General features: G+C 68.2%; 16 protein-coding genes. 10 read left to right on the plus strand and 6 right to left on the minus strand.

The window, feature by feature from the left end; translation table 11 throughout:
* Nucleotides 1-5 precede the first annotated feature (5 nt).
* From M0L44_RS01255 to M0L44_RS01270, 4 genes are all read right to left on the minus strand, one after another.
* The gene (locus tag M0L44_RS01255) at nucleotides 6-2,294 is read right to left on the minus strand and encodes a xanthine dehydrogenase family protein molybdopterin-binding subunit (RefSeq protein WP_252767797.1); all 2,289 of its coding nucleotides are present in this window, start codon (nucleotides 2,292-2,294) and stop codon (nucleotides 6-8) included.
* Nucleotides 2,294-2,761, minus strand: coding sequence for a (2Fe-2S)-binding protein (locus M0L44_RS01260; RefSeq protein WP_252767798.1), 468 nt, complete (start codon nucleotides 2,759-2,761; stop codon nucleotides 2,294-2,296). The genes M0L44_RS01255 and M0L44_RS01260 overlap by 1 nt, the downstream gene beginning before the upstream one ends.
* Nucleotides 2,758-3,777 (minus strand): XdhC family protein, encoded by a 1,020-nt coding sequence (locus M0L44_RS01265; protein WP_252767799.1) that lies wholly within the window; start codon nucleotides 3,775-3,777, stop codon nucleotides 2,758-2,760. Before M0L44_RS01265 ends, M0L44_RS01260 begins: the two co-directional genes overlap by 4 nt.
* A gap of 130 nt (nucleotides 3,778-3,907) precedes the next feature.
* Nucleotides 3,908-4,867 (minus strand): LysR family transcriptional regulator, encoded by a 960-nt coding sequence (locus M0L44_RS01270; protein ID WP_252767800.1) that lies wholly within the window; start codon nucleotides 4,865-4,867, stop codon nucleotides 3,908-3,910.
* A gap of 193 nt (nucleotides 4,868-5,060) precedes the next feature.
* Between M0L44_RS01270 and M0L44_RS01275 the strand changes: the two genes are divergently transcribed.
* Together M0L44_RS01275 and M0L44_RS01280 are read left to right on the plus strand one after the other, a co-directional pair.
* Nucleotides 5,061-5,237 (plus strand): hypothetical protein, encoded by a 177-nt coding sequence (locus M0L44_RS01275; protein WP_252767801.1) that lies wholly within the window; start codon nucleotides 5,061-5,063, stop codon nucleotides 5,235-5,237.
* 43 nt (nucleotides 5,238-5,280) lie between these two features.
* Nucleotides 5,281-5,502: a hypothetical protein gene (locus M0L44_RS01280; protein ID WP_252767802.1), complete on the plus strand. Its 222-nt coding sequence runs from the start codon at nucleotides 5,281-5,283 to the stop codon at nucleotides 5,500-5,502.
* A gap of 16 nt (nucleotides 5,503-5,518) precedes the next feature.
* Here the strand turns inward: M0L44_RS01280 and M0L44_RS01285 are convergent, their stop codons facing one another.
* The gene (locus M0L44_RS01285) at nucleotides 5,519-6,286 is read right to left on the minus strand and encodes an SDR family oxidoreductase (RefSeq protein ID WP_252767803.1); all 768 of its coding nucleotides are present in this window, start codon (nucleotides 6,284-6,286) and stop codon (nucleotides 5,519-5,521) included.
* 198 nt (nucleotides 6,287-6,484) lie between these two features.
* Here M0L44_RS01285 and M0L44_RS01290 point away from each other — a divergent pair, with 198 nt between their 5' ends.
* From M0L44_RS01290 to M0L44_RS01305, 4 genes are all read left to right on the plus strand, one after another.
* On the plus strand, nucleotides 6,485-7,402 hold the full coding sequence (locus M0L44_RS01290; RefSeq protein WP_252767804.1) for a LysR family transcriptional regulator: 918 nt from the start codon (nucleotides 6,485-6,487) through the stop codon (nucleotides 7,400-7,402).
* A 505-nt stretch (nucleotides 7,403-7,907) separates the two neighbouring features.
* Nucleotides 7,908-8,108, plus strand: a complete 201-nt coding sequence (locus M0L44_RS01295; RefSeq protein ID WP_252767805.1) for a ribbon-helix-helix domain-containing protein — start codon at nucleotides 7,908-7,910, stop codon at nucleotides 8,106-8,108.
* On the plus strand, nucleotides 8,109-8,516 hold the full coding sequence (locus M0L44_RS01300; protein WP_354004088.1) for a very short patch repair endonuclease: 408 nt from the start codon (nucleotides 8,109-8,111) through the stop codon (nucleotides 8,514-8,516).
* Nucleotides 8,509-9,702, plus strand: a complete 1,194-nt coding sequence (locus tag M0L44_RS01305) for a DNA cytosine methyltransferase (RefSeq protein WP_252767806.1) — start codon at nucleotides 8,509-8,511, stop codon at nucleotides 9,700-9,702. The genes M0L44_RS01300 and M0L44_RS01305 overlap by 8 nt, the downstream gene beginning before the upstream one ends.
* Before the next feature lie 6 nt (nucleotides 9,703-9,708).
* Here M0L44_RS01305 and M0L44_RS01310 read toward each other — a convergent pair whose 3' ends face one another.
* The gene (locus M0L44_RS01310; protein ID WP_252767807.1) at nucleotides 9,709-10,803 is read right to left on the minus strand and encodes an Eco29kI family restriction endonuclease; all 1,095 of its coding nucleotides are present in this window, start codon (nucleotides 10,801-10,803) and stop codon (nucleotides 9,709-9,711) included.
* Nucleotides 10,804-11,203: 400 nt separating this feature from the next.
* Here M0L44_RS01310 and M0L44_RS01315 point away from each other — a divergent pair, with 400 nt between their 5' ends.
* The 4 genes from M0L44_RS01315 (at nucleotide 11,204) to M0L44_RS01330 (ending at nucleotide 14,373) form a co-directional block, all read left to right on the plus strand.
* A complete protein-coding gene (locus M0L44_RS01315; protein ID WP_252767808.1) occupies nucleotides 11,204-11,356 on the plus strand; it encodes a hypothetical protein in 153 nt (50 codons plus the stop codon).
* A gap of 138 nt (nucleotides 11,357-11,494) precedes the next feature.
* The gene (gene amrB / locus M0L44_RS01320; protein ID WP_252767809.1) at nucleotides 11,495-12,898 is read left to right on the plus strand and encodes an AmmeMemoRadiSam system protein B; all 1,404 of its coding nucleotides are present in this window, start codon (nucleotides 11,495-11,497) and stop codon (nucleotides 12,896-12,898) included.
* Nucleotides 12,895-13,974 (plus strand): AmmeMemoRadiSam system radical SAM enzyme, encoded by a 1,080-nt coding sequence (gene amrS, locus M0L44_RS01325; protein ID WP_252767810.1) that lies wholly within the window; start codon nucleotides 12,895-12,897, stop codon nucleotides 13,972-13,974. The genes amrB and amrS overlap by 4 nt, the downstream gene beginning before the upstream one ends.
* A gap of 57 nt (nucleotides 13,975-14,031) precedes the next feature.
* Nucleotides 14,032-14,373 (plus strand): ArsR/SmtB family transcription factor, encoded by a 342-nt coding sequence (locus tag M0L44_RS01330; RefSeq protein WP_252767811.1) that lies wholly within the window; start codon nucleotides 14,032-14,034, stop codon nucleotides 14,371-14,373.
* Nucleotides 14,374-14,381: the final 8 nt, after the last annotated feature.

A 14,381-nucleotide genomic window follows, 5' to 3' on the forward strand; every position in this document is an offset into this window, starting at 1 on the left:
CGCGCTCAGGCCTTCTTCGTCAGCTGATCGCGCACCGGCAGCTGGCGGATACGCCGGCCGGTGGCCGCGAAGATCGCATTGCACAGGGCCGGCGCCACCGGCGGCAGCGGCGGCTCGCCCACGCCGCCGGGCGGCAGGGCCGGGTCGTTGTTGACCAGGTGGGTGCGGATGGTGCGCGGCGACTGGGCGTGGCGCAGCACCTCGTAGTCGTGGAAGTTGCTCTGCCTGACGTGCCCACCCTCGAAGCTGATCTCGCCAGTCAGCGTCAGGCCGATGCCCATCACCGCCGCCCCTTCCATCTGCGCACGGATGCGCTCGGGGTTGATCTGCGGGCCGCAGTCGATGCCCATGTCCACCGCCACGATCTGCAGCGCGCCCTTGGCATCCACCGCCACCTCCACCACCGTGGCGGTGTAGCTCATGAAGCTGTACGCGAAGGCCAGGCCCAGGCCGTGGCCCTGGGGCAGCTTGCGGCCCCAGCGGGCGCCCTGCGTCACCGCCTCGATCACACCGCGCAGCCGGCCGGTGTCCACCGGGTAGCGCTCGGGCGATTCGCCGTAGTTCCAGTGGTCGCCCAGCGCGGCCGGGGCGATCTGACGCGGCGGGCCGATCAGCTCCAGCGCGTAGTCCTTCGGGTCGCGGCCGGCACGGTGGGCCAGTTCGCTCAGGAAGCATTGCACCGCAAAGGCGTGCGGGATGTTGGACACCGAGCGGAACCAGCCGATGCGGGCCATGGCCTCGGCCTCGCCCACCTCGATGCGCACGTTCGGGATGGCATAGGGCACGTTGATGGCCGTCATGCCGACCTCGAACTCGGCCTCGGTCTTCACACCCGGGGCGAACAGCGAGGCGATGGACGGCGCCACCGAGCGGTGCAGCCAGGTCTCGGGCCGGCCGTCGGGGCGCAGCACCGCCTCCAGCCGCTCCACCGACACGGTGTGCAGGTAGTCGTGGCGGATGTCGTCGTCGCGCGTCCACACCACCTTCACCGGCGTGCCGGGCATGGTCTTGGCGATCAGCGCGGCCTCCACCACGTAGTCGGGTTTGGACTTGCGGCCGAAACCGCCGCCCAGCAGCGCCTGGTGCACCGTCACCTGCTCGGGCTTCAGGCCCAGCGCACCGGCCACGCCTTCCACCGCGGCCTGCGGGGCCTGGCAGGAGGTCCAGACCTCGCAGCGCCCTTCGGTCACCAGCGCCGTGGCGGCCGGCGGCTCCATGCTGGCGTGGGCCAGGTGCGGCAGGTAGTACTCGGCCACCAGCTTCTGTGCCGGCGCGGCCTGGGCCAGCGAGGCCAGCGCGTCGCCATCGCTGCGCACCGCCTTGCCCGGCGCACGGGCGCTGGCCTCCAGGGCCTGGCGGTAGCGGGCCGAGTCGTAGGCCCCGTTGGGGCCGTGGTCCCAGTCGATCTTCAGCGCCGCGCGGCCCTGCATGGCGGCCCAGGTGTTGCGGGCCACCACGGCCACGCCGCCCAGGGGCTGGAAGGCCGGCACGCCCTTGAACGGCGGGATGTCGACGATCTTCTGTACCCCCGCCACCTGCAGCGCCGCGGCGCTGTCCACCGCCTTGACCTTGCCGCCCACCACCGGCGGGCGGGCCACCACGGCGTAGACCATGCCGGGCAGGTGGATGTCCTGGCCATAGACAGCGTGGCCCTGGCCGATGTCCGCCAGGTCCACCGGCCGCACCTGGCCCTTGCCGATGTAGCGGAACTCGGCCGTGGTCTTCAGCCGCAGGGCGCTGCCGGCCGGCACTGGCAGCCGGGCGGCCGCCTCGGCCAGCGCGCCGTAGCCCAGGCGGCGGCCGCTGGCGCTGTGCAGCACCTCGTGGCGCATGGCCTTCACCTCGCCCACCGGCACGCCCCACTGGGCGGCGGCGGCGGCCTCCAGCATCTGCCGGGCCGCCGCGCCCACGCGGCGCATGGGCTGGTAGAAGTGGCGGATGCTGCGCGAGCCGTCGGTGTTCTGGTTGCCGTAGCGGGCCTCGCCGGCATCGGCCTGCACCACCTTGACCTGCGCCCAGTCGGCCTCCAATTCGTCGGCCACCACCATGGGCAGGCTGGTGCGCGCGCCGGTGCCCATCTCGGCCCGGTGGGCGATGATCTGCACCCGGCCATCGGCCCCGATGCTGACGAAGACCAGGGGGTTGTCCACCGTGCCGCCGGGCATGGCGTCGCCGCCGTACTTCTTGGCTTCGGCGGCGTGCACCACGCCGTCCAGCCCCACCGACAGCATCAGGCCGCCGGTGGCGGCCTTCAGCAGGGTGCGGCGCGAGAGTGTCAGGTTGGCCGTGTTCATCACTTCGCTCCTTGAAGACGGCTGGCCGCCAGCTGGATGGCCGCACGGATGCGCGGGTAGGTGCCGCAGCGGCAGATGTTGCTGTTCATCGCCTCGTCGATCTGGCGCTCCGACGGCTTGGGCTGCTGCTTGAGCAGGGCCACGGCCGACATGATCTGCCCGGCCTGGCAGTAGCCGCACTGGGCCACGCCCAGCTCCACCCAGGCCGCCTGCACCACGCGGCCCACGCGGTCGTCGGCCATGGCGTCGATGGTGCTCACCGCCTGGTCGCCCACCGCGGCAATGGGCGTGACGCAGGAACGCGTGGGCCGGCCGTCGACGTGCACGGTGCAGGCGCCGCACAGGGCCATGCCGCAGCCGAACTTGGTGCCGGTCATGCCCAGCTCGTCGCGCAGCACCCACAGCAGCGGGGTGTCGGGCGGGGTGTCCACCGCCACAGGGCGGCCGTTGATCTTCAGGGTGGTCATGGGTGGGTCACCGCGTCAGTGGAGGGTTGTGAAGGGGCGGAGGAAAGGACTGCGGCTGCGGCCACACCGTTCTTGGTGGCCACCACCTCCGCCAGGATGGACAGGGCGATCTCGGCCGGCGTCTTGCTGCCGATGGGCAGGCCGGCCGGGCCGCGCAGGCGGTCGAGCTGGGCCTCGCTCAGGCCGAAGTGCTCGCGCAGGCGCTGGCGCCGGGTGGCGCTGTTGCGCCGCGAGCCGATGGCACCGACATAGAAGGCCTCGGTCTGCAGCGCGTCGATCAGGGCCAGGTCGTCGAGCTTGGGGTCGTGGCTGACGGCCACCACCGCGGTGCGGCGGTCCGGCCGCAGGCGCTGCACCAGGTCGTCGGGCATCTCGCGGCTGAAGCCGACGCCGGGCTCGGCCCATTGGGCTTGTTCGGGCCGGGGGTCGCACACGGTCACGTCAAAGCCCATGCCGCGCGCCATGCCGGCCAGGTAGCGGGACAGATCCCCCGCGCCGATCAGCAGCAGCCGCGCCTGCGGCCCCAGCGGGCTGACGAAGTGATGCTCGTCCACCCAACGGGGCGCCGCGTCGTGCCCGCCGGGCGCCAGCGTGACGACGCCGCTGCGCAGGTCCAGCGTGCGCTGCACCGTCTGGCGCTGTTCCAGCGCGGCCAGGGTTTCGGCCAGGCGGCTGTGGGCCGACAGGGGTTCGAGCATCAGCTCCAGCGTGCCGCCGCAGGGCAGGCCGAAGCGGTGGGCCTGCTCGGTCGTCACACCGTAGCGCACCAGGCGCGGGCGGTCGGTGGCGGCGTCCAGGCCGATGTCGCCCTGGCGCAGGCGGTGCACCAGGTCGTCTTCCACGCAGCCGCCGGAGACCGAACCGACCGTGAGGCCATCTTCGCGCAGCGCCATCAGCGAGCCCGGCGGCCGGGGGGACGAGCCCCAGGTGCGGGCCACGGTGACGAGCAGCACGCGCTGGCCCTGGGCCTGCCATTGCAGGCTCTGGCGCAGCACCTGTGCGTCCAAAGGTTCCATGGTCTGCGTCCTTCCCTGTGCGTTCTTGTGGCCCTGGCCTCCCAGCGTCGGGTGGCAGGAAGGCGGAACGTTAAGGCCCCAGGCTGGCCCTGTGTAGTCGGGTCAGACCTCTAGACCTCATGAAGGCGACTCATGAATTCGTCAGGACTTTCCTGCTGCGTGTGCTGCCCTTGACGGGTGCCTCGCCCAGGGCCGGGCGGCGGTAGCGCAGCGCCTCCACCACCAGTTGCAGCGCGCGCGAGGACTGCCGCCGGCTGGGGTAGTACAGATGCAGGCCGGGGAAGGCCGGGCACCAGTCCTCCATCACCCGCACCAGGTTGCCCTGGGCCACATGCGGGGCCACCAGATCGTCGGGCACGAAGGCCAGGCCCAGGCCCGACAGCGCGGCGTTGACCATCTGGTACACGCCGTTGAACACCACCTGGCCGGACACCCGCGCCTGCAGCTTCTGCCGGCCCTTTTCCAGCTCCCACGCATAGAGCCCGCCCTTGGTGGGCAGGCGCAGCGTGATGCACTGCTGGGTCGTCAAGTCCTGCGGCGTGCGCGGCACCGGGTGGCGGGCGAAGTAGGCCGGGCTGGCCACCATGGCCATCTGCATCGGCGCGTCCACCGGCACGGCGATCATGTCCTTCTCCACCTGGTCGCCATGGCGCACCCCGATGTCGAAGCCATCGGCCACGATGTCGGTCAGCCGGTAGTCCACGCTGACCTCGACCTGGATGTCCGGGTACTGCAGCAGCAGCGGCGCCAGGCGCGGCCAGATGACATGGTCCACCGCGAAATCGATGGCGGTGATGCGCACCGTGCCGGCGGGCTGGTCCCGCATCTCCTTCAGGGCGCGCAGCTCGGCCTCGATCTCGTCCAGCCGCGGGCCCACCGTCTGCAGCAGGCGCTCGCCCGCTTCCGTGGGCGCCACGCTGCGCGTGGTGCGGGTGAGCAGGCGCAGGCCCATGCGCGCTTCCATGGCGCGCAACGTGTGGCTGAGCGCCGACTGGGACACGCCCAGCTTGGCAGCGGCCCGGGTGAAGCTGCGCTCGCGCGCCACCGCCAGAAAGGCCATCAGGTCGCTGATGTCGTTGTCCCGTGCCATTGATGATTCCGCTTCATGAGTTCGGATTCATTTTTTCACCGAGGCGCTATCCACGGATCCAGCAGGGCTGATGCCCGTTCATGCGTCACAGCGCTGTGAAGGGCCTCCCGTCTTCCCCCCCAAACTGGCGGCTTGTGGCCGCAGGCGTTCACGGCACACTCTGCGGCTCTGTACTGCCCCCTGCGAGAACTGCATGAACCTCCAACGCCTGGGTCCATCTGCCATCGGTCTGCTGCTGGCCATGGGCGCCCCCTTCGCCCATGCGGCGCCCGCCTATGCCTGCGAGCAGGTGGGGGAGATTCACGCCATGCCGCCCATCATTCCCGCGCCCATCCACATCCACGAATGCACCAGCTTCGAAGGGCCCTGACGCGGTCGAATCGGGCAAGGCGTGGTGCGACAGCGCCGGCAAGATGACGCTCGGCCCCAAGGATGTGCCCCCCGTGGTGACGGCCGTCAGCGCCTGCCCGGCCGGTGCCCTGGCGCGCTGCCGCGCATCGCTGCCCGGCGGCAACCTGACCGTCGACCGCTACTACTACCGGGCCGATGCCGGCACGGGTGGGCTGGAAGGCCTGCGCAAGACCTGCGAAGCCCACAAGCCCGGCCAAACCGGCGGCGTCTTCACCCGGTACTGACCCACCGCGTGCGCCCTCAGGTGCGCGTGATCGACAGCCCGCCATCCACCAGCGACGCCGTGCCTGTCACGAAGGACGCATCGTCCGAGGCCAGGTAGAGCACCGAGCGGGCGATCTCTTCGGGCTGGGCCACGCGCTTGAGGGCGTGCAGGCCGGTGAGAAAAGCCTGCGACTCAGCGCTGTTGTTCTTGCTGCGGTACATGGCCGTGTCCACCGCGCCGGGCAGCACGGCATTCACCCGCACCTGCTGCGGGCCATATTCGGCCGCCAGCGCCTGGGTCAGGCCGATCAGGCCCGACTTGCTGGCCGCGTAGGCCGTGGTGCCGGGAAAGGCCACCGTGTAGCCCACGAAGGTGGAGGTGAAGATGACCGAGCCGCCGCCGTTCTTCAGCATCTGCGCGATCTGGTGCTTGGCGCCCAGGAAGGCGCCGGTGAGGTTGATGGCCAGCGTGTCGGCCCAGCCGGCTTCGGACACCTCAATGCTCGGCCCGCCCTCGCCCAGCGTGCCGGCGTTGTTGAACGCCACGTCCAGCCGGCCGTAACGCTGCACGGCCAGCGCCACCAGCGCCTCGGCATAGGCCTCTGAGCGCACATCCCCCGCCAGCGCCACCGCGCTGCCGCCCGCAGCGGCAATCTCGGCCACCAGTTCATCCAGCTCGGCGGCGCGGCGCGCGCCCACCACCACCCGGGCCCCTTCGGCCGCAAACAGGCGCGCCGTGGCCCGCCCAATGCCGGAACTAGCACCCGTCACCAGGGCCACCTTGCCGTTCAGTCTTCCGCTCATGCTGTTCTCCTTCGTCTGACAGTTGCAGACCGTTGAATTGCGCCTTCATTGGCGATGACGCAGTCTGTTCCTGCTGCAGCGCCGAGAGAAGCCAGCCAGCCGCGGATCAACTTTCCGCAAAAGCAGAACAATCCGACCGGGCGTCGTCCGTAAACTGGCACGCACCGGGCCACCCCAGCGCCCGCCGAAGGGCCCGCCATGCTCAAGCTCGAGGACATCGCCAGCTTTGTCGCCGTGGCGGAGGTGGGCTCCATCAGCGCCGCCGCGCGGCGCGGGGGCTGGTCCAAATCGGTCGTCAGCAGCCGGCTGGCCGCGCTGGAAGAAGACCTGGGCGCCCGCCTCTTCCACCGCACCACCCGGCGCCTGAGCCTGACCGAAGACGGCGCCGCCTTTCTGGTGCGAGCCCGGCGCCTGGTGCAGGACGTGGACGAGGCCGTGGCCGACATGGCCGAGCGCCGCGGCGAGCTGGCCGGGCCCATGCGCCTGTCCGCCCCCGTCACCTTCGGGCGCGCGCACCTGGGGCCGGCGCTCTACCCCTTTCTGGCCCGCCACCCCGCCATTGCGCTGACGCTGGAACTGGACGACCGCCGGGTGGACGCCATGGCCGAAGGCTTCGACGCCGTCATCCGCCACGGCCGCATTGAAGATTCGCGCCTGGTGGCCTGGACGCTGGCGCGCGGCCAGCGCAGGCTGGTGGCGTCGCCCGACTACCTGGCCCGCCACGGCCAGCCCCAGAGCCCGGCCGACCTGGCCGGCCACCGCGCCATCTACTACCTGAACCGCGGCATTGCCGACTGGCGCTTTGAAGGTGAAGGCACGGAGCCCACCGACTTCGTGCGCCCGCCCGCGGCACTGCGCGTGAACAACGGCGACATGATGCGCGACGCCGTCCTGGCCGGCCTGGGTATGGCCATGCTGCCCAGCTTCATCGTGGGCCAGGACATCCGAGCCGGCACGCTGAAGGTGGTGGACATCGGCCTGCAGGCCGCGCCGGAGTATCTGTACGTCGCCCATCCCGAAGGGCGCAAGGTGTCCGCCAAGCTGCGCGCGCTGGTGGATTGGCTGCGCACGGCGTTTGGGGACCCGCCTTATTGGGAGGTGGGGGAGGAAAAGTGATTCGCTTCAGTCGTTGGAGACTGGCCGTCATCGTCCAGGAGCGGCTCTCTATAGAGCTCTTCTTTTGGCAAGCGCACCGTGTGACAAGCGGCCTCGCCGTCGAATCCGCGCCCGAGGCTCTCGTGGGCTTGGCCGTCCTTGGCACGACCGCTAGGAGAGGTCTGCAAAACCCCGCCCATGCGCCCAGTAGCGGTGTACATCACAGGCGAGATCTCGCGATGTGCAAGGCTAGGATGATTTCCCGCCCGGAAGGCCCGCTCGACTGGCCGATTGGACCTGTCTTGCGGCCTCAAGCACATTTGGGGCGCACTAAGACCTGCACAGCAAGCGACCGCCAGCAAGTCATCCACATTGCCGCGCAGACATCACCCCCAGCTGCGCCAGGTTCTTGGCGAAGCCCCCGTAGTGCACTTTGGCGTGGCCGAACTGCTGATTGCTCACCCGGGATCAGCCAGCTAGGGTTCTTACCTTCAATTTTGCACCGAAGTGATGTAAAGTGGTGCAAATGAAGGACACCCAGACGAAGCAAAAGCGTGAGCCTAAGACGGCGCGCGCTTCCGTTAGCTTTCCCGCCGAGCTATATGCGACGCTGGAACGCATCGCGGAGGAGAAGCATGTGTCGGTTGCATGGATCGTTCGCGAGGCCGCCGCCAAGTACGTAGGCGACCAATGGCCCTTGTTCGATCAGGAAAGGCGGAGCTTGTGAGTGGACACCGTCACGGCGGAACGTAGGTCGGAAATCATGGCCCGAGTGCGGGCCAAGGACACGCGTCCTGAGTTCGTGGTGAGGCGGCTTGTTCATGGTATGGGGTACAGATACCGCCTTCATCGTCGGGACTTACCGGGCACACCCGACCTGGTGTTCCCAGCGCGAGGAAAGGTGATTTTTGTTCACGGCTGTTTCTGGCACGCGCATGCAGGTTGTGCACTTGCCCGAATGCCGAAATCGCGACAGGATTTTTGGTCTGCGAAGCTGCAAGGCAACGCCGAGAGAGACTCCCGAAACATGCGTGCTCTCCGGCGGCTTGGTTGGGGTGTGATGGTGATTTGGGAGTGTCAGTTGAAAAATTTGCCTCGATTGCGGGCCAGGATTGGGAGATTCCTTGATGCGTAGCGTCGAATTGTTTGCGGGTGCGGGAGGTCTTGGAATGGGTCTTGGCGCCTCGGGCTTCGAGCCCGAACTGGTCGTCGAGTGGGACTCTCATTCATGCCGTACGCTTCGCGACAACAAGGCACGCCAAGTCGCTCAGGTAGCGAACTGGAACATCGTCGAAGCAGACGCGCGGGAGGTCGAATACGGGGGAGTCCGCGGTGAGATTGCGCTGGTATCGGGCGGCCCGCCGTGCCAGCCGTTCTCAGTGGGTGGCAAGCACAAGGGCCAAGCTGACGAACGAAACATGTGGCCTGAGGCGGCCCGCGCCGTTAGAGAGCTGGCTCCGCGAGCATTCATGTTCGAGAACGTCCGTGGTCTTATGCGCGAGGCGTTTGGCCCGTACCTTGACTACGTATTGCTCCAACTGCGTTTCCCGCTACAAGGGCCGGAAGAAGGAGAGGATTGGGAGGAGCATGCCGCTCGCCTGCGCAATTCGGTCGCGCACGACGAACAGCAAGCTCTTAGGTACAACGTTTCAATTCACGCGGTGGACGCAGCTGACTACGGTGCGGCGCAGCGGCGCCGTCGCGTCATCATCGTCGGCTTCCGGTCAGACGAGCCAGTGGAATGGCAAGCGCCAACCCCGACCCACTCGCAAGAAGCCCTCCTTTGGGATCAATGGGTCTCTGGCGACTACTGGAAGCGTCATGGCGTCTCGGCGACGCAGCGCCCAGAGATGCCTGCATCCGTCGGCAAGACTGTCGAGCGTTTGCGGGCTGCAGGCGTGCGTCCAAACGGCAGCGCTTGGCGCACTGTCCGCGATGCAATTGAAGGCCTGGGGGAGCCGGGCAAGGTAAAAGTCAAGATCGCAAACCACAAGTTGCAGCCGGGTGCTCGCTCGTACGCAGGCCATACGGGAAGTCCGTTGGACGCTCCCGCAAAGGCGCTAAAGGCGGGCGCCCACGGCGTTCCCGGGGGCGAGAACATGCTTGCCTACTATGACGGCTCCGTGCGCTACTTCAGCGTTCGCGAGGCTGCGCGACTGCAGGGCTTTCCGGACGAATACGAATTCCCCTCAAGCGTTGCCTGGGGCGAAGCGATGAGGCAACTAGGCAACGCCGTGCCTACGCAACTTGCCTACGCCTTTGGTTCGGCGATCGCCGACGCGTTGAGCGCGGCGGGTCGGGCGAGGCGCCGAGTCGCTTAAGTCGCCTCAGGCGACGGTAGGAACTTCTGCCTCTTCCGAATCATCGGGAGGCGGTGTCACCGCAGCCACAGCGTCGTCGATGCCCTCGTCTGCGTCAACTGGGATCGCGGCGGTGGCTTCGGGCATCTCGAACTGCCCAAGCTCCTTGCTGAAGAAGTCGAATAGCTCGTGAATGTCCTTGTAGGGAGGCTTTTTGCGAAAGTGATCAGCTATTTCCTGCTCGATCTGCGCCTTCGACTTCTGATCGCCCAGCTTCTCGTCGTCCGCCCAAGCCACGCCCGGATGCATAGTGAACCACGGCGATCGTCCGTTGCCGCGAACGCCCGGGTCATCGCCATGCTTGCTCATCCCAAAGCAAATCTTCGTGTCGGAATTCCAGATAGGCTCGAAGACCTTTATCAGGTGCGCCTCAGCCGATTGCTGGAAGCCCGATTGGCAAATTAGAAACCGACACTCGAAGTCCTCGATGCTGAGCGTGCTTGACACCTTCATGATTCTCGCAGCGTGCTCTCGCAAACGCTTTCCAAGACTGACGCCCTGCGCGATCGCATCTTTCGCTGATCGATCGACAGGGTCGGCCTTTCCGACATAAATCGGATGATCTTTGCCCTTGAGCGGCTCATATGCTGGGAATGGCTTGACCGTTCCCTTGTAGTACAGCGCATAAACTCCAGACCCGTAGAAAACGGGGATACGCGCGAGAGGATAGGACTTCTGCGCGACAAGTGTCAGCGCGATCATGCGCCCGGCCGTCACGGGAGCCGTCGGGTCGAACACCGAATCCGGGCGAATCACCGGGTCGAGCTTCGCGCCGGCTTGGCTTAGCTTCTCGGCCGCCGCCTCGATCAACTTTCTTGCTGCGCTCACTTTTCGAGGCGAGTCGCCAACGCTGGCTTTGACAATCTTGTCGACCACCGCATCCAACTTAATCAAGTGAGACTTCACCGCGACCGGCCCGATCACCGGGTCAAGCTTTGCGTCTGCGCGGGTTAGCTTGTCTGCGGCTGCTTCCAGAGCCTTACGCGTGGCTCTTGCCGCACGCGACGAGCCTTGTTCATCCTCCTTGAGGATTTTCTCAACGACCGCTTCCAACTCGGCCAAGTGCGTCTTGATTGGAGACGCCTTCGTCCCGTTTGCCATTCTTAGTTCACCTCGGCTTGAGGGTTCGCGACGACGGTCGCGTAAACCCTATGCAGACCAAGTATCGCCGAGAAGAATGGAATCGGCCTTTTGGTAGCCAATGAAGCGTACTGTGCTTCACATTGCAGTTCGAGGCGCCTGCCCCAAAATCCCACCTGATTGGTCATGAACCAAAGCCTTGCTGCGACTCTGGCGTTCCCGGGTAAGAGAGGCCATGGCGGCATGGCCAAGCAAGCCGAGCAGCAGATTTTCAAAGCTGACCCCGCCGTTGACCCGGTACGCGAAGGCACCGAGGTAGTGGCTGGCGTACTTGCGGAACGTGAAGGCTTTAAGGGCGTGACCTGCCCCTTCAACGATACCAGTGATTTGGTCCGGCTACGTGTTCGCGGGCACGGACCTGCTGGCCCACAAGGGCGCGGCGGCCACGGCGCCGTTCCCGCTGTTCATTACGCTGATGGGCGTCGTGCAGATCGTCCTGGCACGCCTGGCTGCCCGGCACGGCTGGGTGGGCTGAGCGCCCTCCCCGCTCTGCGGCCGCTCGCTTGCGGCCGCTTGCAGCCAGTTGCTCTTTTGCGCCCCGTTCCTGACAGGCGGGCTTGAATTTCACCGCCGATAGGATCATCTTGCAGGCAGATCCGCCAGGAGGTCTGCCATGCCCGTTACCGCCCACCGCCCCGCCGCCGTCGCCGGCCGTTTCTACCCGGCGGCGCCGGCCCTGCTGCGGGCCGAGCTGCAGGGCTATCTGGACGCGGTGCCGGCCACGCCGCCGGGCTCGCGCCCGCCCAAGCTGCTGGTGGTGCCGCACGCGGGCACGGTGTATTCGGGCCCGATTGCCGCGCACGCTTACGCCCGGCTGCGGCCCTGGCGCGATCAGATCCACCGCGTGGTGCTGCTGGGGCCCACCCACCGGGTGGCGGTGCAGGGCCTGGCCGCGCCCACGGTGGCCGTGTTCGACACGCCGCTGGGCCCGGTGCCGTTGGACGACGCGGCCCTGGCCATGCTGGACGCCCTGCCCCAGGTCAGCCGCAACGACCGCGTGCATGCGCAGGAGCATGCGCTGGAGGTGCAGCTGCCCTTTCTGCAGCTGGTGCTGGACGACTTCACCCTGGTGCCGTTGGCGGTGGGCGACGCCGCGCCCGAGGCGGTGGCCCAGGTGCTGGAACGGCTGTGGGGCGGGGACGAGACGCTGATCGTCATCAGCTCCGACCTGTCGCACTACCTGCCGTATGGGCAGGCCCGGGTGATGGACGCCCGCACGGTGGCCCAGGTGCTGGAAGAGCGCAGCAACCTGGACCCGCACGATGCCTGCGGCGCCATGCCGCTCAATGGCGCCATGCTCTGCGCCCGCCGCCACGGGCTGCGGCCGCATCTGCTGGACCTGCGCAATTCCGGCGACACGGCCGGGGACCGCGAGCGCGTGGTGGGCTACGCGGCCTTCAGCTTCGACGCGCCGGCCCCGCAGCCGCCGGAGAAGGCGGGGAAGGCGGCAGAGCCTGAAGACGCCGGCCTGGGCCCGGCCCTGCTGGCCCGGGCGCGCAACAGCATTGCCGCGGCGCTGGGCCTGCCACTGCGGGCCGAGCCACCCTGCCCCGCGCTGGCCGCGCCGGGCGCCACCTTCGTCACGCTGCAGCACCAGGGGCAGCTGCGCGGCTGCATCGGCCGGCTGGAGGCGGGCCACCGCTCGCTGGACGAAGACGTGCGGCACAACGCCTTTCAGGCGGCCTTTGAAGACCCGCGCTTTGCGCCGCTCACCGCGGCCGAGTGGCCGGGCCTGTCGGTGGAGGTCTCGGTGCTGAGCCCGCCCGTGCCCTTTCCGGTGCGGGACGAGGCCGATGCCTGCGCCCGCCTGCAGCCGGGGGTGGACGGCCTCATCCTGGCCTGGCGGGGGCGGCGCGCCACCTTCCTGCCGCAGGTGTGGCAGCAGCTGCCCGATCCCATCGACTTTCTGAGCGCCCTGAAGCGCAAGGCCGGCCTGCCGGACGACTTCTGGGCCGATGACCTGACGCTGGCCCGCTACCAGGTGCAAGCCTTTGAAGAACAGGAGGCCACGCGATGAGCACCGACCACCCCGCCCGCTGGTGGCACCGGCTGGACGATGGCCGCATCCAGTGCGACCTGTGCCCGCGCGACTGCAAGCTGCACGCAGGCCAGAGCGGCCTGTGCTTCGTGCGCCAGCGCGTGGGCGACGCGATGGTGCTGAGCACCTACGGCCGCAGCTCGGGCTTCTGCATCGACCCGATCGAGAAGAAGCCGCTCAACCACTTCCTGCCCGGCAGCAGCGTGTTCAGCTTTGGCACGGCGGGCTGCAACCTGGCCTGCAAGTTCTGCCAGAACTGGGACATCTCCAAGAGCCGCGAGATGGACCGGCTGATGGACCAGGCCAGCCCGGCGCAGATCGCCCAGGTGGCGCACGACACCGGCTGCGCCAGCGTGGCCTTCACCTACAACGACCCGGTGATCTTTGCCGAGTACGCGATGGACACCGCCGACGCCTGCCACGCCCTGGGCGTGAAGACGGTGGCGGTGACGGCCGGCTACATCCACGCCGAGCCGCGGCGCGAGTTCTTCGCCAAGATGGACGCGGCCAACATCGACCTGAAGGCCTTCACCGAGGACTTCTACTTCCAGCAGACCGGCGCCCACCTGGCCCCGGTGCTGGAAACGCTGGCCTATGTGCACCACGAGACCGACTGCTGGCTGGAGCTGACCACGCTGCTGATCCCCGGCCTGAACGACAGCGACGCCGAACTGCAGGCCCTGAGCCGCTGGGTGGCCCGCGAGCTGGGGCCGGACGTGCCGCTGCACTTCAGCGCCTTCCACCCGGACTACAAGCTCAGCGACATTGCCGGCACGCCCACGGCCACGCTGCAGCGCGCCCGGCGCATCGCGCTGGACCAGGGGCTGCACCATGTCTACACCGGCAATGTGCACGACCCGGAGGGCGGCACCACCTTCTGCAGCGGCTGCGGCGCGGCGCTGATCGTGCGGGATTGGCACGAGATCCTGCAGTACGAGCTGACACCCGAAGGCCACTGCCCGCACTGCCACACCGCACTGGCCGGGCGCTTTGCCCGCCAGGCCCCCACCGGCCGGGGCCGGCGCCGGGTGCCCGTGCGGGTGGCCATGGCCTGAGCCGCGGGGCCTGCGGCGGCGCTTGACTCATTCCAACAATTCCATGATGATGGAAACATGGAAGAGAAAACCGCTGTTGCCTCGCTGGCGGCCCTGGCCCAGGAAGCCCGGCTGCGGGTGTTCCGCGCCCTGGTGGGCGCCGGCCCTGCGGGCATGACGCCCGGCGCGCTGTCCGCCCTGCTGGATCTGCCCGCCTCCACCCTGTCGTTTCACCTCAAGGGCCTGGTGCATGCCGGCCTGGTGAACGTGGACCGCGAAGGCCGCAACCTCTTCTACAAGCCCCATCTGGCGCAGATGAACGATCTGCTGGCCTACCTCACCGCGCATTGCTGCCAGGGGCAGCCTTGCGATGTCCCCACCACGGCCGCGCCCCCGTGCGGCTCCTCCTCCTGCTGCTGAAGGAACGA

This window comes from Ideonella oryzae, assembly GCF_024055665.1.
GTDB lineage: Bacteria > Pseudomonadota > Gammaproteobacteria > Burkholderiales > Burkholderiaceae_C > Ideonella > Ideonella oryzae.